Raw genomic sequence first — 24,810 nt, 5'->3', positions numbered from 1 at the left:
ATATTCCTCTGCTTTTATCTATTATATTTTTCATCAAGAAAGATCATTGATCTAAGAAAGGACCCACAGCATGACAACAGCCTATAAAACTCGGGAAGAACGCCGGGTGGCAGAAAATAAAAATAAAAAGAAGAAGAAGAAAAGAAAACATGGATCCTGGCTTTTATTCAGAGTCATTGTGCTTGCGGTCCTGATCCTCGTGGTCGCGGGAGGCGGAATTGCCGGGACCTTCGTATATGGTGTAGTAAAGGCGGCCCCAACGATCACAAAGGAGAAGCTCGCTGACCCTCTTTCTTCTAAGTTTTATGACCGAAACGGCCAGTTTCTACATGAATATGGCAATCAACAGCGGACCAAGATCACATACAGCCAGATCCCTCCTGTTCTTGAACACGCCTTTATCGCAACAGAAGACAGCCGTTTTTATTCCCATCACGGTGTCGATATAAAGAGGACCGCAAAAGCCATTTTGGCCAATTTAACAGGCGGCTATGGGAGCCAGGGCGGGAGCACGATCACCCAGCAGGTAATCAAGAACTCCATCCTCACTCCTGAAAAAACCGTGAAGCGAAAGATCCAGGAATGGTATTTGGCCTATCAGCTCGAAAAGCAATATTCCAAAAAAGAAATCCTTACCATGTATCTCAATAAAATCAATTTGGGAAACCGTTCTTATGGAGTTGCGGCAGCGGCCAAAAATTATTACGGACTGGATGTGGGTCATTTAGATAAAATGACTCTTCCTCAGGCCGCGATGATTGCGGGTCTGACTCAAAGTCCAAATGCCTACGATCCTTCCAAGAAGGACCATATCGATGCGGCGACCAAGAGAAGGAATATCGTTCTTAAGCTGATGAACATGCATGGCTATATTACGAAAAGTGAAATGCAGGCAGCCCAAGAGGTACCCGTCACACAGGGACTGGTACAGGAAAAGCCTCAATCCGGCATGCCATATCAAGCCTTTTTAGATGCGGCTGTGAATGAGGTCGAGGCAAAACTAAAAAATGTGGATATTACAAAAGACGGTCTGAAGATTTATCTGACTCTCGACCAGAAGGCACAGCAGCGTGCTGATTCCATTATTTCCGGAAGATTGGTTCAATATCCGAACTCAAGATTCCAGACGGCCTTCACTTTTATGGATGCCAAAACGGGTGCCATCCGTGCCATTGGAAGCGGGCGGAATCAATATAAGACAACCTTCCGGGGACGGAATCTCGTGACAGCGCTGAAGCGCCAGCCAGGGTCCACCTTCAAGCCGATTTTTGATTACGGGCCGGCCATTGAATATCTGAACTGGTCTACCTACCATCAGCTGGTGGATGAACCTTACGAATATTCGACCGGTGATCCAATCCGGAATGCGGTGAAAAATTATAAAGGCAAAATGTCCATCCGGAATGCCTTGATTGAATCAAGAAATATCCCTGCTTTGAAAACGTTGCAGGAGGTGGGTACTTCCAAGGCACAGAAATTTTCCGAGTCACTTGGAATTTCTTATCCAAACAACCGTGTGTATGAGTCCTATGCAATAGGAAGCAATCCCGTTTCCCCGGTACAAATGGCCGGTGCATACGGCGCCTTCGCAAACAAAGGGGTATACAATCAGCCTCACTTTGTATCAAAGGTTGTCCTTGCGAATGGAAAAGAGATCAGCTTTGAATCCAAGCCCAAGCGGGTGATGCACGACTATACAGCTTATATGGTCACAGACATACTTCGCGGCGTCCTCAATGCACCAAATGGGACAGGAACAGTGGCAAAAATTCCCGGCGCAGATATTGCCGGAAAGACGGGGACAACCAATTTTGATGATTCCGTCATAAGAAAATGGGGATACCCGGAGGACGCCACCAGCGACAGCTGGTTTGCCGGCTACTCCACCAATTACGTAACAGTCGTTTGGACCGGCTATCCCGCTAACGGATACGGAAATTACATGGGCCGTGCGGAAACCAAAGTATCGCACACCATCTTCAAAGAGATGATGCTACCATACAGCTATAACGGAACATTCACACAGCCTTCATCTGTCCTGAAGATCCGGAATGAACTCTATATTAAAGGAGCAGCACCAGACGTCATTCCTCCAGATCCGAAAGCAAAGAAAAAAGAAGCAGCGAAAAAAGCACCAGATAAAAAAGAAAAAGATAAAAAACCAGAAGACAAAAAGACGCCGCCTCCAAAAGAGAAAAACGGCAAACCAGATGAGAAAAAACCAAACAATAATAACCCTGGTAAAGACCCTAAAGATAAAGGCAAGGAAATGAAAAAACAAGAAGGTAAGAAAGACACGAACGTCCAAAATAAAAATGAGAATGGGCATGGAGAGTAACCAGCCAGATTCTCAGGCGGAAGGGATTCAGAATGTTTCATTCTGGATCCCTTTTGTTATGGCGGCACCTTTGTTTTCAGCTCGATCGTGTTTTGGATTCCTTGCATCGATCCCCAGCTGCAGTAGTCCGGACTCTTATTTACTTTGGACTACTTCTCTCTGTTCCTGCCTGAAGTTGTCCGAACCCTGGCTGCCTTCGGACTACTTTCCCCGGTTCCCGCCTGAAGTTGTCCTAACTTGGATTTGGGACTCCGCTAATGGACACCGCTCCCAGCCTCAGCCTGTTTCCCTGTGCTTCCATTTCCATTTATATACCGAGAAACCCAGCTGCGTCCAAGTTCATTTACAGTCTGCCCCCAGTTATCCCCATCCTCCCAGTTCTAAGAAAGTCGTAATCAAGAAGCAGCCTGTGGATATGTGTGTAAATAGTCAATACGTTCTGAAGTTGCGCACAATTCATTTGATAAATGATAAAAAAGTTATCCCCAATCCACAGGGCCGCCGCCGAAAACCAAACATATATTCCACAGCTGTGAACAACTATGGGGATAAGTGGGCATTATCCATTCAATCTCCTGCACTTGTTTTTACGGCGCTGCTGTCATTGGTATCTTCATCGCTCAATATGATGACCGTATGATCCGCAGTTCCATTCGTTCCGTTTTGCTCGCCAAATCCCTGGTTTTGCTTGTTTGACATTAATACATCCACATACTGATTGGGCCCAAGGGTTAATGAAGCCCCTCGATCGATCACATCAACCTCGAGGCTGACTAAGTTGATTACAGTCTGGCCAAATAAAACCATGTCCATCCCTCCTACTTTGCTTCCTTTTCCACACTCTTTTCCACACTATATTCAGGCTGAATTCATTATGTTAAAGGGGGGAATCTCTCCGCTTGTATCTGCTTCAAAAGCTTCCTTTATATATCAGCCGGAGCTCCTCTCCCAATGAATTCTCCAGAAATATGCATAAACCACCGCACAATCCGCACACACTGACTAGTAACATGGATCGGGCAGATGATATTAATTTTTATTGTGGCAACTTTCCTGCTGCGTATCAGCGGCAGAAGGTTACTGGCGCAAATGACGATACCGGAAAATCCGTGATCATGATTTCATTCGGCACCTTACAGCCTGTGAGGGGCTGGGTACAACTTTGATTATTGCGGCTGTACTGGTTTTAACGCTTTTGGAGGTTGAGTTCTTCGGGCTGAAAGTAAATGGATGTGAGAGTCTTATTTAAGGCAGGCCCGTCAATGTTATTGAAAAAGGTCATCTTAATGAAGGAAACTTGAAAAGGATGAGGCTTACTGTGGATAAACTGGAGGTACGTCTTCGGCAGGCCGGAGTAGCCAATATTTCAGATGTTGATCATGCAGCGATTGAAGTCAGCGGGGGAAATTGGGTTATGTGCTGAAATCTGAAAAACAGCCCGCAACAAAAAGGGGACCTTCAAGCTCTGTTAAAAAGCACTGGGAGCAAGCCAGCAAAGCATCCAGACACCGAGTTCCATTTTCACAGAAATCCAGGAGGGCCACCAGATTCCTCCCCCGCCTAGGCTACAGTAGGCTATCGGTAACGATCCATCAGATTTTTCCCGCTCTCCTTTATCTGTGTCAGGAGTAATTTTCCTTTCAGCCTTGTTCTGGTTACTATAAAAAAACGGAACTAGATGAAATCCAGTCCCGTTTTCTTATTAAGCGGCAAGGCGCATACATTCTTCTGCACATTTAAAGCAAGCATCCGCGCATTTCTGGCAGTGGTCATGATCGTGCTGTTTACACTCATTGCCGCATGCCTGGCAGATTGCTGTACAGGTTCTGGCTAATTCTGCTACAAATGGAGTTCCTCTGCTCAGGGATTGTTCAAAGAATCCGCAGAAGTCCGAGCATTCTCTGTCCAATCGTATACATTCCGCCATCATCTTTACAGAGTCCTCCGATAAGCAGGCATCAAAACAGTGATTGCACGCCTCCATGCATTCATGCAGAGTTTGGATAAGCGATTGATAGTTTTCGTGTGACATCGAATTCCTCCTTTTTTAGGTTCTCTATATCTGTTTATCCTGTGAGTTTAGAAATAAACCGGTTGTTTAGTAGAAGTCCAACAGAGGGTAGTTGTAAAGATGAAAGGAGGGGTTCCTATGTGGAATGCAGCATTGTGGGGAGGAATTTCAGGATCAGCTGTACTGCTCGGAGCACTGGGCGCCATGTTTTTGCCGATTCGAAAGAAACTGATTGGCTATATCATGGCCTTTGGCACAGGAGTCCTGATCGGGGCGGCCTCCTATGAGCTTCTTGGAGATGCGCTCGATGAGGGAGGAATCACGGCAACCAGCATTGGATTTTTATTAGGAGCTGTAATGTTTACTCTTTTTGATTACATAGTTTCTAAAAGAGGGGCTTCCCAGCGCAAAAGATCGGGACAAAAAGCGGCGGCAGGCGGGGGGATCGCCATTTTTATCGGGACCATCATGGACGCGATCCCGGAGTCTATCATGATTGGTGCCAGCCTCCTTGAAAAACAGACCGTCAGCTTCCTGCTCGTAGCGGCTATTTTCATCAGCAATATTCCTGAAGGACTTTCAAGCACTTTTGGTCTGAAAAGCAGCGGTTATTCAAAAGGAAGAATCTTTCTCATGTGGATTATGGTGCTGGCCATCTCTACGTTTGCCTCCTGGAGCGGATACTTTTTCCTGGATGGAGCGTCCGATGCCATCATGGCAGCCATTGCAGCTTTTGCCGGCGGCGGGATCATCGCCATGATCGCTTCGACCATGATGCCTGAAGCGTATGAAGACAGCGGTCCTACAACAGGGCTGATTACAGCACTGGGCCTGCTGGCATCCATCGTGCTGGACCACTTTTCGTAAGAAAAAACTCGCGTCAAGCGAGTTTTTTAATCCTTATATTTTTCCTTGGAGAATAGAAATAAAAATAGAAGGATGACCCCATAAAAGGTCACAGCCTAAAAAGGAATGAAAAGCCTTTAAGAATCTCTGTTTAAAATGGCTGCTTCTGCTGGCGATAAAAATCAATCCGCGCGAGATCAGGAAATGTCCTAAAAATACCAAGGCAGCCTCGAAGATAAACCGTTCAATATGCGCTTGAGTGAAAATCTTCATCAGATGTATCACCTTTAAGGGGGTCTATTCCTGTTTACGCGGTACCCTAAACCCTTAATTTACGGCAGAAAAAAAAGCCCTCAAATGGAGCTTTTAATGTTCCTGGCTGTATGGCTTCATGCCTTCATTCAAAAGGCCAAAGGAATAGCCATTCTTTTTAAGGCAGATGAGAAGCTCGCCAAGATGGGCAATCGTTGTTTGTTTGTCGTGCATAAGAAGAATACGAGGAGCAGTCCGGTATGGATAGTGTTCAAGATCTTTGATGGTTTTACTGACAAATTCTCCGTTTTTGTATCGCCAGTCATTGGTGTCGATGGTCCAGTCCCATAATTTGAATCCAGCGTTGTTAACGGCTTTCATATAATCCGGCTTCATATAAGGAGAAGAGCCGTAGGGTGTGCGGATTAAGTTCGTTTTGATTCCGGTCATTTTTCTTAGCGTATTCTGGGCGGCCGTCATTTCAGTGACGACCGTCTGCGGCGATCTGTAGATTTTTTTCGCATCATGTGTGACCCCATGCAAGCCAAGAACTTCTCCATTCTTTTTCAAGGCAGAAATGGTGCCTGGATAGCTGCGCATATTCGGCTCAAGCATAAAGAAAGTCCCCTTTACTCCATAGGCATTGAGCGTGTCGATGAGCTTTAGCGTATCCCTGCTCGGCCCGTCATCGAAGGTCAGATAAATGACTTTACTGCCGGCTTTAGGAGGCTGTACGTTTGCCGGCTGCCTTGGGGCAGGCTCTTTAACCTGGGATGGAACCGAAGCAGGCTTTTGCCCTCCGCTCTGAGCCTGTTCCCCTTTCTGGGCAGGCTTTTGGGCCTGGTCCAAAGCAGGCTCTTCCTTCTGGGGCTGATGTGCTTTCGGAACAGCGGCCATTTGTTTTTCTTGAGCAGGCTGTACCGCTTGTGTCTTTGGCTCTGCTGCCGGCTTAGAAGCCTCGGCCGCCTTTGGAGGTGCCGGCGCCACAGCCGGTTTTTCTTTGGCAGGCTCAGAAACTGCTTCAGCATATCCTTCATCCAGAGCCGGTGCGGGCGTCCTGGATTTCTCTGCCTTCACCAGATTGTTTTCAAACAGATCCGGGTGAGTAGCATCCGTCTTGTTTTCCAGCGGTTTGTTTTGTTCTTGAACCAAGCGTTTTTCTGCCTGTACACTGCTGTTTTTCATTCGTATCCCGATAACGGAAACCACAATCAAGGCCAGCATCACAACACATACTTTAAACCATTTTCCTTGTCTCATTTCCCCTGCTCTGTCCTTCTTCCTTTTTAATGCTGCCTCTATAAAACTGTTAAACTACTGCTTCTGTTATCAGGTTATGAAACTTTAAGCTGTCCTAACAGCCTGATTTCTTCTATTCTATGACTTTCCGCAAGGCGGCTCCCATCTTTGCTGTCACCAGCCAATCAGCTGCCTACGATTTTCGATCTTTTAGAAAGGCTGTTTACGAAAACCAATCAAGTTATTGTGCACTCGGCGGATAGACCTTCCAGCTGCTCAAATCAGGACTTTGTTTTTCTACGAGTGACGCCGGGAAAATAAAGGTCCATGGCTTGCTCGTGTTTCCCTTTACCTGGAAATCCGCAAGTTTGAAGCTTCCTTTACAGATCACATCTCCCGCAGCATCCTCCTCAATAAGGGGAATCTGTTCAAGCTTGATCGTCTTTTCACTTCCGTTCCGGATCAGGACGGTGACGGCAAACGAACCATCTCCTGTTCAGACTGCTTCAATTCCGATGAAGTTGACTTCACCTGGAGCAAGACGCGGAAGGCCGGCCATAAGCTCCGTCAATTTTTCCTTTTGCAGTCCACTGATCTGATTCTCGATCAGCACCGGACGTCCTTCTTTATTCAGGCGTTTAACCTCTGAAAGAATCTTCTTCATCTTATCCTCGGTGCGCTGGAAGACCAGGTCCTCCAAATCGATTCTCTGGATATCCTTATTCGTCGGAATGGTGATGACCTTCAAGCGGTACGTCTCCCAGAACTCGGTCTTGGAAGGAGTTGCGCTTCCTGTCATCCCGGATAATGTCCCATAGAGGCAGAAGTAGTTTTGGATCGTGATGGTCGCCTGTGTTTCGTTTTCCTCCGAAATCTCAAGCCCCTCTTTTGCCTCGATCGCCTGGTGAAGACCTTCACTGAAGGTCCGCCCCTCCATGATCCGGCCGGTAAAGCCGTCAATAATGACCACTTTTCCTTCCTTCACGATATAATCGACGTCCTTATGCATCAGAACCTGGGCCCTGAGCGACTGGCTGATATGGTGAAGAAGTTCCCCGTGCTCCGCATCATAGAGATTATCGATTCCAAACGCAGCCTCAATCTTTGCCGCTCCCGGGTCAAGCAAATGGGCCTGTTTGGATTCATGGAACACTTCATAGTCGGCATCTTCCTTGAATTCCTTCAGGATACCGGCCGTAATATTGAACAGATCCGCTCCATCACTGTTTTTGCTGGCAATGATGAGCGGCGTCTTCGCCTCATCAATCAGGATGCTGTCTACTTCATCCACGATGGCATAATGATGGCCGCGCTGCACCTTGCTTGTCAGATTTGATACCATATTGTCGCGGAGGAAATCAAAACCAAATTCCGTTCCCGTCCCATATGTAATATCCGCTTTATATGCTTCTGCCTTTTCTTCCGGGGAAACCTGTGAAATATTCAGACCCACAGTCAGTCCCAGGAATTCATGAACACTGCCCATCAGCTCCTTATCACGGCGCGCAAGATATTCATTGGCCGTAATGATATGGACGCCTTCCCCTCAAGGGCATGCAGATAACTCGGCAGGGTCGCGACCAGGGTCTTTCCTTCCCCTGTATTCATCTGGGCGATGCTCCCTCATTCAGCACAAAGCCCCCGATCAGCTGCACATCATAATGACGTAGGCCAAGGACCCGCTTAGCCGCCTCCCGGACCACAGCAAATGCATCTATACTTATATCCTCCAGGGCTTTTCCCTGCCCCAGAAGCTCTATGAAATGATCCTTCATTCCTCTTAACTCTTCATCAGAAAACTTCTCATATTTAGATTCTAGTTTATTCACTTGAGAAACCTGTTTTTGTAATTTCTTCAGGTCTTTGGAACTGTCATTAAACAGTTCTTTTACTCTAGTAATCATTCCGCGTCTCTCCCGTACCAATAAGTGTGTATCTAGTATAATTATATCATATTATGTAATATTTTTATTTTATGGTACTAATTACTACAACAATTTACTGTCTCGTTTACCCCCGATTGTTTCCATAAAAAAACGACCCATAAGGCCGCTCCTGTTCATCCTATGAGTGGACTCCTGCTGCATAATCCATCAAGAATCCCTGGTCCTCCGGAAAGGACAAAACCAGCTCATCCAGTTCATGAGGATGCTTCCAGGCAATCTCATGGATCAGTTCATCTGGGTCCTGGATAGCGGCTGTACCCCCAATTACACGAAGCTCGAAGTAGTGGACCTCCACTTCTATTCCATAGGACGTTCCGTTTTTGACGAATAAGGGCTTGATCAATTCTGCACGATATCCGGTTTCTTCCCAGACTTCCCTGAGGCAGCATTCAGCGAAGGTTTCACCTGTCTCCAGGCCGCCTGAAGGAATGGTCCATCGCTTTTCCTCTTCCGTTTTCCCCTGAAGCACCATGAGAATCCGTCCCTCTTGATCTATACAAATTCCTGCTGAGCCATACCATTTCTCCATCTATATTCCCCCTTGGTTTCCGCTTTCATTATAGCAAAAATACACTGGGAAATATTTGAATATTTTATGACCGTGCTTCCGGGTCCTCCCGCGGATCCAGGAGAGAAGAACAGTCCCTGCCTCTTGGGAAAGGAATGGCCTGACGGTATGGAGGCGGAATCAAAATGGCACTTCGATTTTCTTGCTGAGGGATGTCGATCCTATCCCCATTTTTGTCGAGGGCTCTTTTAATCCGATCTACCACAATATGTCCGATCTGTCTTCCAAGTGAAAGCCCTCCTGATCCATCAGCAGGAAAATGGACGCCTGCATAAATGCGGGATACCGCATTTTCTTCCGCAAGCCGTCTCAGCTTTTGGGCTTCAGCCGGAAAATAGTAGCTCAGAATCACTTCGGCACATCCTGAAATGGCCGCATGTCCTGATGGGTATGCTGGAAATTTCGGCGTACAGAGGATTGTCCTAAGCTTAGGATCCAATTGATTCGGGCGCGGCACCTGCCATAGAAATTTAAGATACCAGGTCACCACAAAGGTATCATGAATCCCCGCCTGAACCACCGCCAATACTCTTGCCGCATAAGCAGGCGATAAGTTATACGTATCAACGAGCCGGTCAATGATTGGAGTCCATTGCTTGGTAGCCGGCCCTGCCCCCCAATATTCAGCAATGGTAATCTGCTCCGGCGTCAGATTGCGCAGCGCTTTTTTCACTACCTCCAATTCTCTTCCCGCAAAATCTATTTTCGATGGATGCGGGAGATTAAATGATAGTTTCTGGCCCTCTCCATCTAAAAATTCTCCCCTGCTGTTTCTTCTTAAAAAGAAGGTCGGCCAAGAACCTGCAGCTGGATCAATTCCTTTCGGAAGGCTTGTCTCTCCAGCGTAAGGCAGGTTTTTCCAATAGGGCAGTTCCCTCCCAGAATAAAGTGTCATCCCATCACCTCATGTGTTCTAGTAATCTATTTTATTCACAATAAGAAGATTCGGCATGGACAAGTTCGCTACGGAAAGACATTTTTAACGGATGAATGGCTACCAGGCTCCGACACTTCAGAATCTTGAGTCAGGCCTGCTGTTCCCAGTGCTCAATGCCGCAGTCGGCCTATCGTCCACCTTCTTTATATTTGTGGGATTCGGCGTTCTGTCCCTTATCTTTGTTAAGAAATATGTCCCTGAAACCAAGGGCCGTTCTTTAGAGGAAATTGAATAAAGCTTCCACAAACGCGAGCAGAGATATTACGCAAAAAGGAAGTCCTTGAAAAAGAAAAAACTTACACAGGGCAATGCCCATTAATGACAGAAATCCGGCCGCTGCAGCGGCCGGATTTTTTGTTTTTAACAGAGATCACTGATTCAAGAATTGATCCCTAATCGTTTGCAGTCAATTCGCCACCCATTTATATCATGGCCTGTTTCATCGAGGATCACTGTATTATATATTTCCTCAAGGAAGATACGGAGCATATAACAGTAGATTTTCTCCTTTGTATCAGAATGGACATACCGCTCGTTAATCCGCTGTATGAGCGGCTGGAGCTTATCTTCATTCCAAAATAGATTATTTGCCGCATATTTATAAGGAAAAGCCAGCAAGGATTCCTTGCTTTAATCATGCATAAACATTAAAAAAGATTGCCAGATGGAACGTTCCCGGCAATCTCTATAAAATGTTTTTTACACGCTTGCATATTCCATTTCTAACGCCTTGATATCCTCGATCAGCTGTTTAACATTTTCCTTTTTAGTCGCCCAGCTGGTACAAAACCGAACCACACTGTGTGAATCGCCGATGTGTTCCCAGAAGGAAAAGGAGTACGTTTTGCTGAGTTTCTCCAGCACATCATTGGGTAAAATAGGGAACTGCTGATTGGTCTTGGAATCGTATCGCAGTGAAAAGCCTTTTTCGATAAATGCCTCGCGGATGTTCATGGCCATTTCGACGGCATGATGGGACATTTCAAAGTATAAGCCATCCTCAAAAAGGGTTTCGAATTGGATCCCAAGCAGTCTTCCTTTCGCCAGCAATCCGCCTCTTTGCTTGATGAAATAACGGAAATCCTTTTTCAAGTCCTCATTAATAATGACAACGGCTTCCCCGAACAAGGCTCCTATCTTCGTTCCCCCGATATAAAACACATCACTGAGTCTCGCAATATCTGCCAGGGATAGATCACTTCCTTCAGAAACCAGGCCATAGCCCAATCGGGCACCATCTATAAAGAGCGGCAGCCCAAGTTCCCGGCAGACCTTACTCAGCTCTTCCAGTTCAGCTTTACTGTACGTGGTGCCATTTTCGGTAGGCTGTGAAATATAAACCATGCCAGGCTGTACCAAGTGCTCAGGACCTCCGTCATTCCAGTGGGCATCGCATAATTCTTTCACCTGTTCTGCCTGGATTTTCCCATCTTCACTCGGAACAGTCAGCACCTTATGGCCCGTATCTTCAATAGCCCCTGTTTCATGTATGGCAATATGCCCGGAAATCGCAGCAATTACGCCTTGATACGGACGTAATATGGACGCGATCACCGTTGTATTGGTCTGTGTTCCGCCAACCAGAAAGTGTACATCTGCCTCTTCTGACTCACAAGCTCTTCGAATATAGGCCCTGGCCGTTTCACAATGCTCATCCATCCCATATCCAGGTGTCTGCTCTTCATTGGTTTCCACCAATCGTTTCAGAATCCGCTCATGAGCACCCTCAGCATAATCATTTTCAAACCGTACCATCCATATCCCCTCCAGCTCAGCATTCATGTTTTGTTGTGATAGATTTCACATGACTTCCAACAGTTCTTTATTCCTTTAAAGCGATTCTCCACTTTGTAAACAAATTTAGTGCATTTAGAGAGCTGTGTCAACTTCTGGAAAGGTGCAGATTACAAATGGAAACGCTATCATTGTTCGTATGGTTAGATTCAATTTTTTTACACGCCATAAAAGCGGTTGTTCTTATTTAACAACCGCATTCCTGAATACTCTCTTTCTGCGTTTTGTATCTTTGTTTAGAAAGGATAACGTGGCAAATCTCCTATACTTCTATTTTTCACATAGACAAATCATAAATCGATTTTTAAAGTATATCGGTAATCCCCCCCTAAACCAATACAAATTATCATTTTTCACCCTCTTTACACCTGTCAAATGGTATATTTTTAATGTAGAGATACTAGGAGGGTTATTATGAAGCTGGGCTCCTTGATTAAGGCCTATCGAATTCGAAAAAATATCACTCAGCGAGAACTTGCCTCTGGAATTTGTTCTACCCCGCATTTGAGCAAAATAGAAAATAATACAAAAGAAGTGAATCAGGATACTCTAAAACTATTATTAGAGAAGCTGGATATAGATTTAAAAGAAGTTCATGAAAAAGAAGAGAAAATAGGGAAGCTGCTGGATGAGCTGCACACGGCAATCATCTATATTCAAAGAGATAAAGCAGCGGAGATCTATAACTCTTTAGAAGAATTGGAGGAGCTTATTTTATATTCTTCTTATATCAATCAGTTCTCCCTTATGAAATTAAGGTATTACACCTTTTGCGGAGACCTTGAAAAAGCTGAAGAACATAAAAGTATGCTTTTAAAAAATAAAAAGAATTTTTCCCAGCAGGATCATTACTCCTTCACTTATTATAGTGCCATTCTTCTTATGACCGAGAATAAGTATGAGGAAGCCGAAGAACTGTTTATGCAGCTATTGACCACCAATTTCCTTTCCAAAGATATCGGCGAATTTTATTATTATATGGCGCTGACCAAGAGCCTGAAGGAAGAACCGGGTGTTTCCGTTCATTATGCCAAAAAAGCGCTTGCCCTGTTCTCTGAAAACTATAATTTTATCAGGATCATCCATACCCTGATGCTTTTGGGCATCCATTATACCCATACGAGAATTTTCAAAGAGGCCATAGATTGCTATGAGCATTTATTGAGGAGCCTGGAAATTTTTAAAGACCAGGAAAATCTGCGTCCTCAAATCTATCATAATATGGCGTATCTTTATAGAAAGCTGGAGGATAACGGAGAGGCCTTAAAATACTATAAACTAAGCCTTGAACTTCAGGATCCTGCAAGTCCGTATTATCTTACAAGCCTGTATGGATACGCGGATTTATTATATATTGAAAATATGGAAGACAGCTTTCCCGCTTTCAAAAAGCTAAAGACCCTCGCCAAAAAATCGGGCATAAAAAAATATCAGCACTTGGCTGAATATCACTTATTATTATTCAAGAATGAAGACGAAGCCTTTCATTATTTAGAAAACCACCTGCTTCCCATGCTTGAAAAAGACAATTTACAAAAGGTCCACGGCGAGGAGCTCTATAGTGTGCTGGAAAAACACTATAAGAGTAAGGGAATGTATAAAGAAGCCATTACATATATGGAGAAAAGCCAGCAGCTGTTTCAAAATTAATCGGTTCGGAGCCGTCCTGCTCCGAACCATTTTCTTACAGCCTCCGGAGTCCAGACTACTTAAGATATTTAAAAAACTGCTTCCAATAAATAGAAACTTAAAATTCCCATAAAAGTTTCCCAACTATACCAACTCTCATTTAGTTAAAAGGACTGCTGTCCGTCTCCCTTTATGTGTTCAAAAATATGAATATCGTTGAAATGGCCAGAATATTTCCCAATATGACTATGGACCTATAGCTGATATGATTGAATTGTAGATAACTCCAGCAGGTATTTCATAAAGCTGACACTTAAGCACCTTTGTCCTTCCTGCCTCATAGTGCAGATTTTTAGGAAATATTTCTTTCATCAAGAAAGTAAAATAGGGGGATCATATGGAAAAGGGATTTTTATTAGACCAAATTAAACAAGAGAGATCAACAGACCGAGGCGATTTTTCTTTTATCATGATCACTGAGAGTTACGAAGACAATCAAGAAATCATGGAATCAGCCAAACTATTAGAAGCAGAAAAACACATAGCTTTAACAGAGTGCGAAGTGACAGATGTCACAGATAACTGTTTAGGCGTCTTACTATCCGGCAAAATTTTATAATAATGAAAGCATCCAGCCCATCTGGATGCTTTTTTACATACCAGGTAACCGCTTATCCTTCTTCCGTCTTTCTGACAATAAATTCTCTAAGGCTGGCAGCGTAATCCTCTACTTCTGCCGTTTCATGATACCAGAGATAGATCTGGTCCTCTATGATCCCATTGCTCGTTTTCAAACAAAGCTTATCTCCTGACCCATCTTCTCCGATGGCAATAAAGTCCCCTGGCATTCTATCTTCCCTGACTTCTGTATTCTGCCTGACCACATCATCCCATGATTTCGGATTTCCCTCATCTTTGACAGGGTAAAGAATCCATTCTCCGATTTCAGCGTTATTGACTAATTTAAATAGATCCCGATATTGTTCGGGAAAAGTCACAGCCAGTTTGTCTTCTGCTGCTTGGATATCTATTTCCTTTACTCCCTGTTTTCGTGTGTGAATCAGCTCTCTGACTTCTTTCATGAACAGCACCTCAGCAATCCATCAAGTATGTTCTTTCATCAATGTGTAGTAAATCGAAACGAAACTGCACTCCCATTAAGCATCTAGGGAAAGGAGGCTGTGACCTTCCAGCCCTCTGCCCCATATTCATTCAACAGCTTATCATTTTCGTAAGAAGTATTAAAAAATCCTTTACCCTCAATTTTGATGGTCTTATATTCGTATGTATTCATTTTCCTTCCTCCTATAAGTTTTTCTACGAATGAATTTAGAAAAAATTTCCTTTTTAATAAATGTCAGAAAAATATAAAAAAATATTTACAATTTATGTATCCTGTCATAGAATAAATTATAACGCTGTAATAAATTACAATGATGTATTTAATTCCAATGATCAGGAGGAAAAAATATGGAACAGGCTAAAACTCTCTCTATGGAGCAGCAGGCAGTTTCTCTCAGTCTTTTATGGAAAAATTCCAGGTTCCTTTGTTTGGCAGGTGCAGCCATTTTATCAAGCTTTGCATTTTCGATTTATTTAATGTCGGAGACCTGGTATGTGATCAAAGGCTTGAATCTGGATGCGAAGCTTGGCTTAATCCTGATGGCCACTACCATTCCGCGTGTGCTTTTGATGGCCATTGGGGGAGTCGCAGCCGACAGGATCCGCCGGTCGGTCATCATGAGCATTTCCAGCATCTCCAGAGGCCTGCTTGTTCTGGTTCTTGCTTATCTTGTTTTCCAGGGGGCGGCAAGCATATCCATCCTATTTGTCTTCGCCTGTATCTTTGGCATCCTTGACTCGTTTTTCTGGCCTGCAAGCAATTCAATCCTCCCTACCCTGGTGACTAAGGAACAATTAGTAAGGGCCAACTCTGTCCTGCAAACGACCAATCAGCTTTCTTTTCTCCTGGGCCCTGTTATTGCCGGAGCACTCATTAAGTTCGGCTCGTTTAAAGCTTCCTTTGCCACAGCCGGGATCATGATTATGCTCAGCGGGCTTTTCGTACTTTTCATGAAGGAACCAAAGAAAAACTCTTCCTTTAAAAAAACGGCTGGATTCTTTAAGGATTTAAAAGAAGGCATCCTTTATGTAAAACGAGTTCCATATCTCCTTACATCCATGATTACTTCTGTTATTGCCAATCTCTTTCTGGTTGGGCCCATGAATGCTGGCCTTCCTCTCCTTGTTGAAGGAAGGTTTCACGGAGATGTGATGGACCTCAGCGTAATTGAAAGCTCCCTTGCAATCGGGATGCTGGCCGGCGCCTTATTCACGGGAATCGTGAATTTTAAGCGGAAACGCTCCATCCTGAGCCTTTCACTGATCGGCACGATGGCCATTTTGAATGGTTCGGTCAGCCAGCTGAACTCCACGACTCCTGCCTTGGGCATTCTCTTCACCGCTGGAGTATGTTTAGCCATCAGCAATATTATCGGACCTTCCATCACTCAGCAGATTGTAGAGCCAGAGATGATGGGCCGTGTCCAGAGCTTGATGTCTACCGCCTCTAACGGGTTTACACCTATTTCGTATGCACTCGTTGCGGCATTGCTGACAGCAGGACTCTCGATCAGCGTCATCATGCTGGTTTCAAGCATGCTCCTGCTTCTCTGGATCGTGATTATTCTTTTAACCGTGAAGGTTGTCCGGACAATTGATTAAGACTGTGCGAAGTCAATATGGTATTCTTATTTATATGGCTGTATCTGGAAATGACTGCAGCCCATACATCTTTGATGGTTGGGGGATATCATCTTGAAGTGGAAAATTTCATCTATGGAATTAATGAAGGTTCTGTCTGATCCCAGACGGAGCCGGATTCTGCACCTGGCACAGGATAAGCCTGTTACCGTCAAATATTTGGCGGAGCAGCTGGGAGAGGATCCTTTAAATCTTTATTATCATGTCAAAAAAATGATGAAGCTTGAGCTCCTGGAAGTGGTAGACACTAAGCAGCATGGAAATCTTACTGAAAAATATTACCGGGCTGTCAATATTGAGGATGTGGTTTACAGCGGCAATCTGGACGAACAATCCGACTCAGTGGAGCTGACCATGTCCCTGGTCCACCGAAGGCTCGATCCCGGCCTGAAGCTGTTTCAAAAAGCACTGGAGAAGGTCAGGGAGGATAAGCAGTCAGGAGTGGAGTACAAAAGACTCCCTTATAATGTAACGATCAATAGCAGCACAGACCGGATGACAGGAATAGAATGGCGGAAAACCATGGAACCGATCATGCAGGCCATGGGGAAAAACAGGATGGACAAAGAGCCCTTGCCCGAGCTTCCTCCCCAGGAATCCGATGAGGAAGAGGCAACCTATCAATATGTTTTGATCAGCTATAAAATTGAGGATGCCGATAAACTTGGGTTAATCTCTCCGACTGAAGATTCTGAGGAAGAATGAGCAGGCCGCCTATGGCCTGTTTTTTTATTAGAAGAAGTGGGTATGGAATAGTATTACTGTTTTAGAAAGAGGAACGCTTATGTCTACTATTCAGCCAGAACAAAACAAAACACTCCAGGCCGGAACGATCAACTTCTTAAACTACTTCCTTTCCAAAGGACCCATCGAAAAGGTTGTCACTGACTCAAAAGAAGCGGCAGCCTTCACGAAAGCACACATCCCCTTTGAGGCTGCGTCAAAATTCCGCCAGCAGCTTGGCGGCGTATTCACCACCTATGAACAAATCCTTTCCATCCCTGGCATCGATCACAAGACCATCGAAGAACTTACCCATCATGTAAGAAAGCTCGATCTTCGTAAACTGGAAGCACTCTCTCCAAAAACTACTTGGAACAATCAAGTTGAGGCTTTTATAAACGGGCCCGAGTGCCTGGAATTACTTGTAGAGGAGATTAAAAAGGCACAGAGGTATATTCACTTTTCCGTTATGCTGTTTTTTAATGACACATCAGGAACCATGGTCTCAGAGGCACTCCTTGATGCTTTATCAAGGGGAGTCCAGGTACGTTTGATGGTGGACTTCGGAGTTACAGCCATCGGGTACGAAAAAAGCCTTCAGGTTGGCGACTTTCAAAAGATTGCTGACAGGCTTACATCTGCAGGCTGCAAAATCGTAAATACCTTCCATAACTGCTATCCCAAGGATGAGTGGCCGCAAAAAAGGAAGGAACTAAAAGAAAAAGGAGTTCCTGAAAGCACCCTGTGTCTCCAGGATTACGTCCAGGAAGAGTATCTTGTTGATTTAAATGTTATTAATCACCGAAAATTTATGGTGATAGATGGGAAAACCTCGATCGTGGGCAGCCTGAATATCGGCGATCAATATACGTATGATACGCCTGTCCAACAGGATAATCCACAGGGTGTGCCCAGAGAGGAGGGAGAGTGGCAGGATGGCTGCTTCCGGATTAGAGGCGCAGCTGCTCAATCATTGAATGAAGTATTTGCTTTTCAATGGACAGTTCTTGGCGGGGACGTCTATAAACCAGGCGATTCCTTTTATCAAAGCGATGAGGACCTGAATTTTGGAAGAGAAGAGTGTACCATTATCTCAAGCTTTCCCGGCAATCCGGTAAATCTCATTCAGCAATATTACTTATCCCTGATATCCTATGCCGGAGACGAAGCCGTTATCATCAATCCCTACTTAATCGACCAGGCATTCTGGGATGAACTAAAAAGCCTTCCTCCTGAGCAGGCTGGCCGGATTACCATCTGCAATCCCTTATATGTGAATGATCATCTGACAAACCGGCCGGCTGTAAAAAGCAATATGTATAAGCCGTTTGAAAACGGAGTTTCCTTTTTTGATTACAGCCATACAGGGCGCTTTTCCCATTGGAAAATTTCCTATGATAAACGGGCGAACGCCGTCTTTCACGGATCTTATAATATCAATGAACGAAGCGCGTGCCATGATTTTGAGCTGGGCGTTCTAGTAAAGGGTAAGGAGTTTGCATCCAGTACGAAGAATCTCATCGACGGTCACCTGGCTGTATCGAAGGAAATAAAGGATTCAAGCTTATTCTTTAAATACCCGCTGCTTCACCCGAGCACATATGCAAATTTAGTAACCAAAAAGTTCACATAAAAAAGCCCCAGACGTTACAAAGTCCGGGGTCAGATAAAGCGGACATCGACCTGCAGGATTTCGGAGCGGCTGCCGAGCCTGAGCGGCGGCCCCCAAAATCCGTAGCCCGAAGACACAAAAGCATGAAGCTGATTTTTCTTTTTATAGCCCCAATCGAGCTCATACATTTTCCTTGTGATCAAATGGTTCGGTGCCATCTGTCCGCGGTGGGTATGGCCTGAAAACAGGATGTCCACCCCTGCCTCTTCAGCCTGATGCAGCTCATAAGGCTGATGATCCATGGAAATGACTGTACTGCTGCGGTCCACCTTTTCTGCCAGTTCCTGAAAGGATTTGCGCTTGGCGTCCATGCGGTCCTTCCTGCCGATCAAATACAACCCTTCATCTATCTTCACTACTTCGTCCATTAATATCTTTATATCGATTCGATCCATTATGTTCAGATATTCAGGGATCTCCCCGCCATAATATTCATGATTCCCAAGCACGCCAAATACCCCTAGCGGCGCCTGAAGCTCCTTCAGTATCTGATCAATCTTCTTTTCCACAAATGGGCCAGGCTCATCATCGATAATATCGCCAGGCAGAAGAATCAAATCAGGCTCCAGATCCTTCACCTTCCGGACAAGCCGTCTGGCATGCCCCGCTCCTGACAGCCAGCCGAAATGCATATCCGATGCCACAGCCATTCGAATGGATTTCCTCCCAGAGTTCTTGTGTTTCACCTCGATCTCATATTTCCGGATAACCGGGCTGTACGCATTAAACAGACCCAAACCAAAAAGAACCAGGAAAGCAAGAAGAGCAGCAAGCCCGGAAAACAGCACAGCATGTTCGAGGGTTACACCTGCTGCTATCAGGATTAAAACCAGAAGATCCGCAGCCGGAAAGATCAGCACGCCATATTGAAAAAAGCCCATCCACACAGATCCAACTGTACGCAGCAGCTTCAGGTTCTTCCATTTTCTCGAAAGGATATAGGCGTAAGAGACAAGAGCATAAATCAGGATAAACCATTCCGGGTGCTGAAATCCCAATGCCATATGAAGCCACTTCCAGATATTCCAGCCCATATAAATGATCAACACGTTGAGAAGAACAAGTATAGTAATAAATCGATTACGGCCTCTCACAATCCAGCTCCTAACATAGATGATTTTTTTATATCATACATGAGGAGAGAAGCGGATTTCCAATATCTTGTTTTCTTCACAAAAATAGAAAAGGATGCGCCAATTTAGCGCATCCTTTTCTGGATGACAGCTTACTGAATGTAAGCCCATTTATATCCGAAGTCTCCTCCGAATGGGTGGTCAACAATACCTTTTACGTATTCACGCTGAAGGTATGCATTTCCTCTTTGATACATTGGAGAGATAGCTGCATCATCCATCAAGATTTTCTCAGCATCAAGCATTGCTTTCCAGCGAGCACCAAGGTCATTAAGAAGAGGACCTTTTGAATCATTGATCAGCTTATCATATTGTTTGTTGGAATAGCCCATTTGGTTGTGAGCTCCGCCAGTTACGAACATATCCAGGAATGTCATAGGATCTTGATAGTCTGGTCCCCATCCAGCGAATGAGAAGTCATAGTTTCCTTTAGACTCAAGATCAAGCTTTTGCTTGAACGGCTGCGGCTTGATTGAGATGGATAAGCCGTCAAGATTTGTTTCAAGCTGCTCTTTCAGGTACTGAGAGATCTTTTTGGAGTTGTCATCATCATAGTTTAGAAGCTCAAGGCTTACTTTATCAAATCCAGCTTCTTTTTTCGCTTTAGCCCAAAGCTTCTTCGCTTCAGCTACATCAAGCTTGGAAAGGTCGCCGTTTGTATCACGGAAGTCTTTGCCGTCCGGACCTTTAGCAAATGCACGAGGCACCAGGAAGTTTGCAGGCTTAGAACCGTTGTTCAGGATTACATCAACGAAGGATTTTTTATCCCATGCCATATCGATCGCTTTACGTGCATCTCGGTTAGCCAATACTTTGTTCTTTTCATTCAAACGAAGGAAATAAACAGTAGTATCAGGAGTAGTTGCAAAGTTTTTGTCATTTTTGTATTTATCAACGAACTCGGCGTTAAGTGTAACACGGTCTGCCTTTTTCGTTTCATACAGGTTTACGCCTGTAGCTGTATCTTTAACGATGTTGAAGTTGATTGTCTCAAGTTTAACTGCATCTTTATCCCAATAAGTAGGATTTTTCTTAAGCTGGAAACTTTGCTCATGTTTCCAGTCGCTTAATACGAAAGGACCATTGTAAACACCATTAGCCGCTTCTAAAGCATAGTTTTTACCTTGAGCTTTAATGAACTTTTCATTTTCAGGGAAGAATGTCGCAAATGACATTAAAGATTTAAAATATGGAAGCTTGTTTTTAAGCGTAATTTCCAAAGTTTTGTTGTCGATTGCTTTAATGCCAAGTGTGTCAACCTTCGCTTTACCAGTGTTGATTTCCTCTGCATTTTTCACATCGTACAGCATGTACGCATATTCAGCGGCAGTTGCCGGATCTACAGCACGTCTCCAGGAGAACACGAAGTCGTTAGCAGTTACAGGGTCGCCATTGGACCATTTTGCATCACGAAGTTTGAATGTCCATACTTTTCCATCTGCACTAACCTTCGGCTCTTCAGCAGCCATGCCAAGTACAGGCTCATTGTCTTGTCCTAAACGATATAGACCTTCATAAACGTTATTCATAACGTTAAAGGAAACATTGTCGGTAGCTAAAGTAGAATCCATGGACGGAATTTCTGCGGATGCCAATAAGTTCAGCACCTGTTCTTTCTTAGTTTCTGTGGTTTTGGTTCCTCCGCCGTCATTGTTTTTGGTGCCTTCGTTCGAGGCCGTGTTTTTACTGCTGCTACATGCAGCTAAAAACGTACCTAAAGCCAGCACGAGGACCAAAAGAAACGATAATTTCTTTTTCAATCAAATACCCCCCTTTTTATAACCTTCAAATTTTTCTGAAGATTTGTTTTTTATTATAAATTTAAAATGTTACAATTTCAATACATTTTTTTGTACAAGATTTCATTTCATTTTGCACAAAGAAATTCCACTTGGAAGAAAACTCTTAGGATTTAAGTTATACATCCTTTTGGCAGGCACAGGACTTTTATCCTCAAGGTCCATTTTTCTTCTTTTCCACTCTAGAAGCTGCGAGCTTACCCGCTGGGATTTTGTTTCGGAACTAGTTAGTCTCAGAATCTCGAAATAGAAACTGGAAAAGAAGCCGGCCGCTCAGTAAAAACATAAAAAAAACAGCCCCCGCTGCTGAAGGACAGGGACTGCTTTTTAAGAAACAGCTCCTGCTGCTGAAGGTCAGGAACCGCTCCTTTATGCTAATACCGCCGCTGCCTGGGAGGTCAGTCTCGACAGAAGCGATAAAAACAAACATAATAGTTTTGAATCTTTAGACTATTTAATTAAATATAAAGCATCCCTAATTCCATAGTCAACATGATTTTTGGTACAAGATGGAACTTTTTTAGAAGAGGCATCATGTAGGTTCTACCGGTTAGGTTTGAAATTTAGTCTTCATCCCGCTTCCCATCCATGGTATATTTTCACTAAAAAAATATGAAGGCGGCATTATCCGAAAAGACAGATACATAGGGGCGATCATTCATATCATAGCTTTTCTTCAGCGGTATAAAACAAAGGCGCCCGGCACGCTGGCAGGGGCTGGTGATCGGCTCATTCATTAAAATCCCAAATTAAATTATTCATCCATAAAAAAGCAGCTTTGGAGGCAGGAAATGGGCACTGAAAACAATTTATCTTTTCTTGGTGAAGACCTGCGGAGAATTGAAAAAGAGTATAAAGAAAAGATCGAGCCATATCGCAAAGATCTTTGGTATTACTGCTACAGGCTAACGAATTCTCCCTGGGATGCCGAGGATTTAGTCCAGGAAACTCTACTAAAGTCTCTTTCTATGCTCTCGAAAGTTTTTCAGGAGCTGAATAGTACTATCAATCTTTTGAGCATTCTTCTTTAAATCAGCCTCAGAGTTCTGGGGTGCTTCCCGTAAAACCTCTCTCGCACGCTGGACACAGGCAGACACCGCTCCCTTGGTGGATCCGATGATCTGGCCTGCCTCGGCAGCTGTAAATCTCAGCACATAGACTAATATCAAGGAGATATACTGCTTCGGAGTCAGCTGCTAAGCGAGATACTGCAGATTCTCCATCAGTTCAAACTCGCTGTTCAGAAATTTTGAACGAACGTGATCAATCGAAAAACCGTCTGAAAAATCCAGTTTTCTCTTTCGGTGCTGGTCAATCCATAGATATTCGAGGCAATTTGAACAAATAAGCTTTTGTGGAAGAACAATGGATGTGCTGCTGGAGGGATTTAGAAATAAGGATCCCGGCTTGATTGCCTCCCTTCTGCATGAAGATGTTGTTACTGAAATTACCCATGCCGGAGTGGAGTATGGCAGGAAAGAAACGATTAAGAACTCTCTCCGTGACTGGCTGGAAACCTGTCAGGCTAAGGGAGACATCTTTCCCTATTATTATCGTCTGTGGGGAAAAAATGTGGTGGTGGAAATAGAGCAAAGGCATGATGGTTTATGTCTGAATAATATTCACAGTTTTGAAGATGAAGAAGACCGTATCGTGAGATGGAAATTTTATTGTTTTTCCTGGGAGCTGCTGAATCTTGCCGCGGAAGAACTTGGGTTGAAGTTGAACGCAGAAAACTTTCAGCATATTTTTTAAATTTTCTTGGTTCCCGCGTATATTTTTATCTTTGAATCTCCGTTATATAAGGTGAAAATATCTTAACGGAGTGTGAAAATCATGAAAAGTCCGATTCAAAACAAAATGAACACCGTGTTTATCCATGTCTCAAATCTTGAGGAAGCTGCAATCTGGTATACCAAACTGCTTGGCCAGGAGCTGAATAAAGAGGAAATCTGCCTGCCGGTATTCAATCTGGACGTGGAAGGCCACACCGGCATCACACTGGATGCAGATCCGGACGGGGTCAAGCCCCTCAGCCCCCCAAACAAACCTGCACACAGATGATATCTGGGCCGCCTATGCACATGCCGAAGCACTCAACTGCACAATGAACTCAAACATCATCACATTCGACGACTTATCCTTCTTCACCATCAAGGACCCTGACGGAAACATCATCATGATTTGTACAGGCTGACTTGAGTGGCCGCTATCCTAAGGGATGGCGGCTTTTTTTGGGTCTTTGGGAAAAGGGATTGGCCACCTGCATCTCTTGGCCTTAATCTATTAATCTGTAAGGCTAAAATAACGGGAGATTCTACCGTTAAATGCAGGATGGGGCTTGTTGAGGGTTAAAATAAGGGGAGGTTTTACCGTTATGCTTTGAAAAACTCCCCCTTTTTAAATTTTTTGAGTCAATAAGGGGAATTTCTCCCTCTATTTCAGCTTATTTTTATGATATTTACTAATTAGCGGGAATTTCTCCCTTTATTCCAGATAGGGTATAAGACCCCGGCTTCCCTCTTCATCCCTCGTCCTTAATCTAGTAAACTGCACGGCTAAATAACGGGAGATTTTACCGTTAAATGCAGAGTGGAGCTCCTTGAGGGTTAAATTAAGGGGAGGTTTTACCGTTATGCTTTGAAAAACTCCCCCTTTTTTAATTTTTTGAGTCAATAAGGGGAATTTCTCCCTCTATTTCAGCTTATTTTTATGATATTTATTATTTAGCGGGAATTTCTCCCTTTATTTCATTTCGGGGATAGCCGCCCCCGACTTCCCTCTGCAGATTTTACCGTTAAATGCCGCATGGAGATTAAGTCTATATAATTGTGTAAAAAGAAAAAGGGCCACATCAGCCCTCCATGTTACAATGTTTTCAACCACGAGAAACATTCACAGGAGGATCTGATGATGACCCAAATTAATTTTACACTAGATTTCGATAAACTTAAAGCTGAGATTGGACAATCTGACTTGAACGATGTTGTGAAGTCTTCCTTGGTACTTATCTTAAATCAGTACATGGAGACAGAAAGGGATCAGTATATCCAGGCCGGTTCCCATGAACGGTCATCAAACCGTACGGATTACCGAAATGGCTACTATGAAAGAGAAATGATTGTTTCCTCAGGAAAGCTGCGTCTTAAAGTTCCTCGGA

Annotated in this window: 24 protein-coding genes and 3 pseudogenes; 13 read left to right on the top strand and 14 right to left on the bottom strand. The window is 44.1% G+C overall.

Going from position 1 to position 24,810, the window contains the following annotated elements; translation table 11 throughout:
* Positions 1-106: 106 nt before the first annotated feature.
* Positions 107-2,338 carry a transglycosylase domain-containing protein gene (locus tag H539_RS28230; RefSeq protein WP_245602152.1) on the top strand — a complete coding sequence of 744 codons (2,232 nt, stop codon included), beginning with the start codon at positions 107-109 and terminating at the stop codon, positions 2,336-2,338.
* A gap of 567 nt (positions 2,339-2,905) precedes the next feature.
* Here the strand turns inward: H539_RS28230 and H539_RS0109700 are convergent.
* A complete protein-coding gene (locus H539_RS0109700; protein WP_035322278.1) occupies positions 2,906-3,145 on the bottom strand; it encodes a hypothetical protein in 240 nt (79 codons plus the stop codon).
* 499 nt (positions 3,146-3,644) lie between these two features.
* Here H539_RS0109700 and H539_RS31425 point away from each other — a divergent pair, with 499 nt between their 5' ends.
* Complete coding sequence (locus H539_RS31425; RefSeq protein ID WP_245602151.1) at positions 3,645-3,761, top strand: YetF domain-containing protein; 117 nt, start codon at positions 3,645-3,647, stop codon at positions 3,759-3,761.
* A 279-nt stretch (positions 3,762-4,040) separates the two neighbouring features.
* Here H539_RS31425 and H539_RS0109680 read toward each other — a convergent pair whose 3' ends face one another.
* Complete coding sequence (locus H539_RS0109680) at positions 4,041-4,370, bottom strand: four-helix bundle copper-binding protein (RefSeq protein WP_026693363.1); 330 nt, start codon at positions 4,368-4,370, stop codon at positions 4,041-4,043.
* 117 nt (positions 4,371-4,487) lie between these two features.
* Between H539_RS0109680 and H539_RS0109675 the strand changes: the two genes are divergently transcribed.
* Positions 4,488-5,216, top strand: a complete 729-nt coding sequence (locus tag H539_RS0109675; protein WP_026693362.1) for a ZIP family metal transporter — start codon at positions 4,488-4,490, stop codon at positions 5,214-5,216.
* A 345-nt stretch (positions 5,217-5,561) separates the two neighbouring features.
* On the opposite strand, the gene H539_RS30120 is transcribed toward H539_RS0109675, so the two are convergent.
* The 5 genes and pseudogenes from H539_RS30120 to H539_RS28200 all read right to left on the bottom strand — a co-directional run bounded on the left by H539_RS30120 (position 5,562) and on the right by H539_RS28200 (position 10,095).
* Positions 5,562-6,707: a polysaccharide deacetylase family protein gene (locus tag H539_RS30120; RefSeq protein ID WP_051348527.1), complete on the bottom strand. Its 1,146-nt coding sequence runs from the start codon at positions 6,705-6,707 to the stop codon at positions 5,562-5,564.
* A gap of 220 nt (positions 6,708-6,927) precedes the next feature.
* A pseudogene (locus tag H539_RS30720) lies at positions 6,928-7,167 on the bottom strand (SLAP domain-containing protein); the annotation flags it as partial.
* 63 nt (positions 7,168-7,230) lie between these two features.
* Positions 7,231-8,590: pseudogene (locus H539_RS28210) on the bottom strand (preprotein translocase subunit SecA); the annotation flags it as partial.
* 160 nt (positions 8,591-8,750) lie between these two features.
* Positions 8,751-9,161, bottom strand: coding sequence for an NUDIX hydrolase (locus tag H539_RS28205; RefSeq protein ID WP_051348526.1), 411 nt, complete (start codon positions 9,159-9,161; stop codon positions 8,751-8,753).
* A gap of 64 nt (positions 9,162-9,225) precedes the next feature.
* Positions 9,226-10,095: a phosphatase PAP2 family protein gene (locus H539_RS28200; RefSeq protein WP_035322277.1), complete on the bottom strand. Its 870-nt coding sequence runs from the start codon at positions 10,093-10,095 to the stop codon at positions 9,226-9,228.
* A gap of 127 nt (positions 10,096-10,222) precedes the next feature.
* On the opposite strand from H539_RS28200, the pseudogene H539_RS0109640 reads away from it, so the two are divergent.
* A pseudogene (locus H539_RS0109640) lies at positions 10,223-10,369 on the top strand (MFS transporter); the annotation flags it as partial.
* Between the two features lie 146 nt (positions 10,370-10,515).
* Here the strand turns inward: H539_RS0109640 and H539_RS0109635 are convergent.
* Both H539_RS0109635 and H539_RS0109630 read right to left on the bottom strand, forming a co-directional pair.
* A complete protein-coding gene (locus tag H539_RS0109635) occupies positions 10,516-10,755 on the bottom strand; it encodes a hypothetical protein (RefSeq protein WP_026693359.1) in 240 nt (79 codons plus the stop codon).
* An 81-nt stretch (positions 10,756-10,836) separates the two neighbouring features.
* Positions 10,837-11,892 carry a threonine aldolase family protein gene (locus H539_RS0109630; protein WP_026693358.1) on the bottom strand — a complete coding sequence of 352 codons (1,056 nt, stop codon included), beginning with the start codon at positions 11,890-11,892 and terminating at the stop codon, positions 10,837-10,839.
* 453 nt (positions 11,893-12,345) lie between these two features.
* Between H539_RS0109630 and H539_RS0109625 the strand changes: the two genes are divergently transcribed.
* Positions 12,346-13,581: a helix-turn-helix domain-containing protein gene (locus tag H539_RS0109625; protein WP_026693357.1), complete on the top strand. Its 1,236-nt coding sequence runs from the start codon at positions 12,346-12,348 to the stop codon at positions 13,579-13,581.
* 376 nt (positions 13,582-13,957) lie between these two features.
* A complete protein-coding gene (locus tag H539_RS0109620; RefSeq protein ID WP_026693356.1) occupies positions 13,958-14,179 on the top strand; it encodes a hypothetical protein in 222 nt (73 codons plus the stop codon).
* Between the two features lie 52 nt (positions 14,180-14,231).
* On the opposite strand, the gene H539_RS0109615 is transcribed toward H539_RS0109620, so the two are convergent.
* A complete protein-coding gene (locus tag H539_RS0109615) occupies positions 14,232-14,642 on the bottom strand; it encodes an SMI1/KNR4 family protein (protein WP_026693355.1) in 411 nt (136 codons plus the stop codon).
* A gap of 83 nt (positions 14,643-14,725) precedes the next feature.
* Positions 14,726-14,854, bottom strand: a complete 129-nt coding sequence (locus tag H539_RS30715; RefSeq protein WP_081415835.1) for a DUF4177 domain-containing protein — start codon at positions 14,852-14,854, stop codon at positions 14,726-14,728.
* 176 nt (positions 14,855-15,030) lie between these two features.
* Between H539_RS30715 and H539_RS0109605 the strand changes: the two genes are divergently transcribed.
* The 3 genes from H539_RS0109605 (at position 15,031) to H539_RS0109595 (ending at position 18,679) form a co-directional block, all read left to right on the top strand.
* Positions 15,031-16,284: an MFS transporter gene (locus H539_RS0109605; protein WP_051348525.1), complete on the top strand. Its 1,254-nt coding sequence runs from the start codon at positions 15,031-15,033 to the stop codon at positions 16,282-16,284.
* A gap of 93 nt (positions 16,285-16,377) precedes the next feature.
* Positions 16,378-17,028 (top strand): winged helix-turn-helix domain-containing protein, encoded by a 651-nt coding sequence (locus H539_RS30115; protein WP_051348524.1) that lies wholly within the window; start codon positions 16,378-16,380, stop codon positions 17,026-17,028.
* 79 nt (positions 17,029-17,107) lie between these two features.
* Positions 17,108-18,679, top strand: coding sequence for a phospholipase D-like domain-containing protein (locus H539_RS0109595; RefSeq protein ID WP_026693353.1), 1,572 nt, complete (start codon positions 17,108-17,110; stop codon positions 18,677-18,679).
* Positions 18,680-18,708: 29 nt separating this feature from the next.
* Here H539_RS0109595 and H539_RS0109590 read toward each other — a convergent pair whose 3' ends face one another.
* Positions 18,709-19,752: a metallophosphoesterase gene (locus H539_RS0109590; protein ID WP_081415839.1), complete on the bottom strand. Its 1,044-nt coding sequence runs from the start codon at positions 19,750-19,752 to the stop codon at positions 18,709-18,711.
* Between the two features lie 191 nt (positions 19,753-19,943).
* Positions 19,944-21,611, bottom strand: coding sequence for a peptide ABC transporter substrate-binding protein (locus H539_RS0109585; RefSeq protein WP_026693351.1), 1,668 nt, complete (start codon positions 21,609-21,611; stop codon positions 19,944-19,946).
* Positions 21,612-22,441: 830 nt separating this feature from the next.
* Between H539_RS0109585 and H539_RS33425 the strand changes: the two genes are divergently transcribed.
* Positions 22,442-22,681 carry a sigma factor gene (locus H539_RS33425; protein ID WP_026693350.1) on the top strand — a complete coding sequence of 80 codons (240 nt, stop codon included), beginning with the start codon at positions 22,442-22,444 and terminating at the stop codon, positions 22,679-22,681.
* Here the strand turns inward: H539_RS33425 and H539_RS32055 are convergent.
* A complete protein-coding gene (locus H539_RS32055; protein ID WP_162144708.1) occupies positions 22,604-22,819 on the bottom strand; it encodes a hypothetical protein in 216 nt (71 codons plus the stop codon). The two genes, H539_RS33425 and H539_RS32055, sit on opposite strands and share 78 nt — an antisense overlap.
* Before the next feature lie 196 nt (positions 22,820-23,015).
* On the opposite strand from H539_RS32055, the gene H539_RS0109575 reads away from it, so the two are divergent.
* The 3 genes from H539_RS0109575 to H539_RS0109555 all read left to right on the top strand — a co-directional run.
* Positions 23,016-23,405 carry a hypothetical protein gene (locus H539_RS0109575; RefSeq protein WP_026693349.1) on the top strand — a complete coding sequence of 130 codons (390 nt, stop codon included), beginning with the start codon at positions 23,016-23,018 and terminating at the stop codon, positions 23,403-23,405.
* 81 nt (positions 23,406-23,486) lie between these two features.
* Positions 23,487-23,714 (top strand): VOC family protein, encoded by a 228-nt coding sequence (locus tag H539_RS32795; RefSeq protein WP_245602150.1) that lies wholly within the window; start codon positions 23,487-23,489, stop codon positions 23,712-23,714.
* Between the two features lie 849 nt (positions 23,715-24,563).
* On the top strand, positions 24,564-24,810 hold a 247-nt coding region (locus tag H539_RS0109555), incomplete at its 3' end, for a transposase (RefSeq protein WP_026693347.1).

The sequence above is a fragment of the Peribacillus kribbensis DSM 17871 genome (assembly GCF_000430765.1).
Classification (GTDB): Bacteria; Bacillota; Bacilli; order Bacillales; family DSM-1321; genus Paraperibacillus; species Paraperibacillus kribbensis.
Note: the sequence above shows the minus strand (reverse complement) of the source record. Positions and strands in the feature narration are given on the sequence as shown.

Bases quoted from the DNA above. Each gene is read 5' to 3' on its own strand.
- H539_RS0109700 (WP_035322278.1), bottom strand. From the start codon at position 3,145: ATGGTTTTATTTGGCCAGACTGTAATCAACTTAGTCAGCCTCGAGGTT.
- H539_RS31425 (WP_245602151.1), top strand. From the start codon at position 3,645: ATGAGGCTTACTGTGGATAAACTGGAGGTACGTCTTCGGCAGGCCGGA.
- H539_RS0109680 (WP_026693363.1), bottom strand. From the start codon at position 4,370: ATGTCACACGAAAACTATCAATCGCTTATCCAAACTCTGCATGAATGC.
- H539_RS0109675 (WP_026693362.1), top strand. From the start codon at position 4,488: ATGTGGAATGCAGCATTGTGGGGAGGAATTTCAGGATCAGCTGTACTG.
- H539_RS30120 (WP_051348527.1), bottom strand. From the start codon at position 6,707: ATGAGACAAGGAAAATGGTTTAAAGTATGTGTTGTGATGCTGGCCTTG.
- H539_RS28205 (WP_051348526.1), bottom strand. From the start codon at position 9,161: ATGGAGAAATGGTATGGCTCAGCAGGAATTTGTATAGATCAAGAGGGA.
- H539_RS28200 (WP_035322277.1), bottom strand. From the start codon at position 10,095: ATGACACTTTATTCTGGGAGGGAACTGCCCTATTGGAAAAACCTGCCT.
- H539_RS0109630 (WP_026693358.1), bottom strand. From the start codon at position 11,892: ATGGTACGGTTTGAAAATGATTATGCTGAGGGTGCTCATGAGCGGATT.
- H539_RS0109625 (WP_026693357.1), top strand. From the start codon at position 12,346: ATGAAGCTGGGCTCCTTGATTAAGGCCTATCGAATTCGAAAAAATATC.
- H539_RS0109620 (WP_026693356.1), top strand. From the start codon at position 13,958: ATGGAAAAGGGATTTTTATTAGACCAAATTAAACAAGAGAGATCAACA.
- H539_RS0109615 (WP_026693355.1), bottom strand. From the start codon at position 14,642: ATGAAAGAAGTCAGAGAGCTGATTCACACACGAAAACAGGGAGTAAAG.
- H539_RS30715 (WP_081415835.1), bottom strand. From the start codon at position 14,854: ATGAATACATACGAATATAAGACCATCAAAATTGAGGGTAAAGGATTT.
- H539_RS0109605 (WP_051348525.1), top strand. From the start codon at position 15,031: ATGGAACAGGCTAAAACTCTCTCTATGGAGCAGCAGGCAGTTTCTCTC.
- H539_RS0109595 (WP_026693353.1), top strand. From the start codon at position 17,108: ATGTCTACTATTCAGCCAGAACAAAACAAAACACTCCAGGCCGGAACG.
- H539_RS0109590 (WP_081415839.1), bottom strand. From the start codon at position 19,752: ATGGGCTGGAATATCTGGAAGTGGCTTCATATGGCATTGGGATTTCAG.
- H539_RS33425 (WP_026693350.1), top strand. From the start codon at position 22,442: ATGGGCACTGAAAACAATTTATCTTTTCTTGGTGAAGACCTGCGGAGA.
- H539_RS0109575 (WP_026693349.1), top strand. From the start codon at position 23,016: ATGGATGTGCTGCTGGAGGGATTTAGAAATAAGGATCCCGGCTTGATT.
- H539_RS32795 (WP_245602150.1), top strand. From the start codon at position 23,487: ATGAAAAGTCCGATTCAAAACAAAATGAACACCGTGTTTATCCATGTC.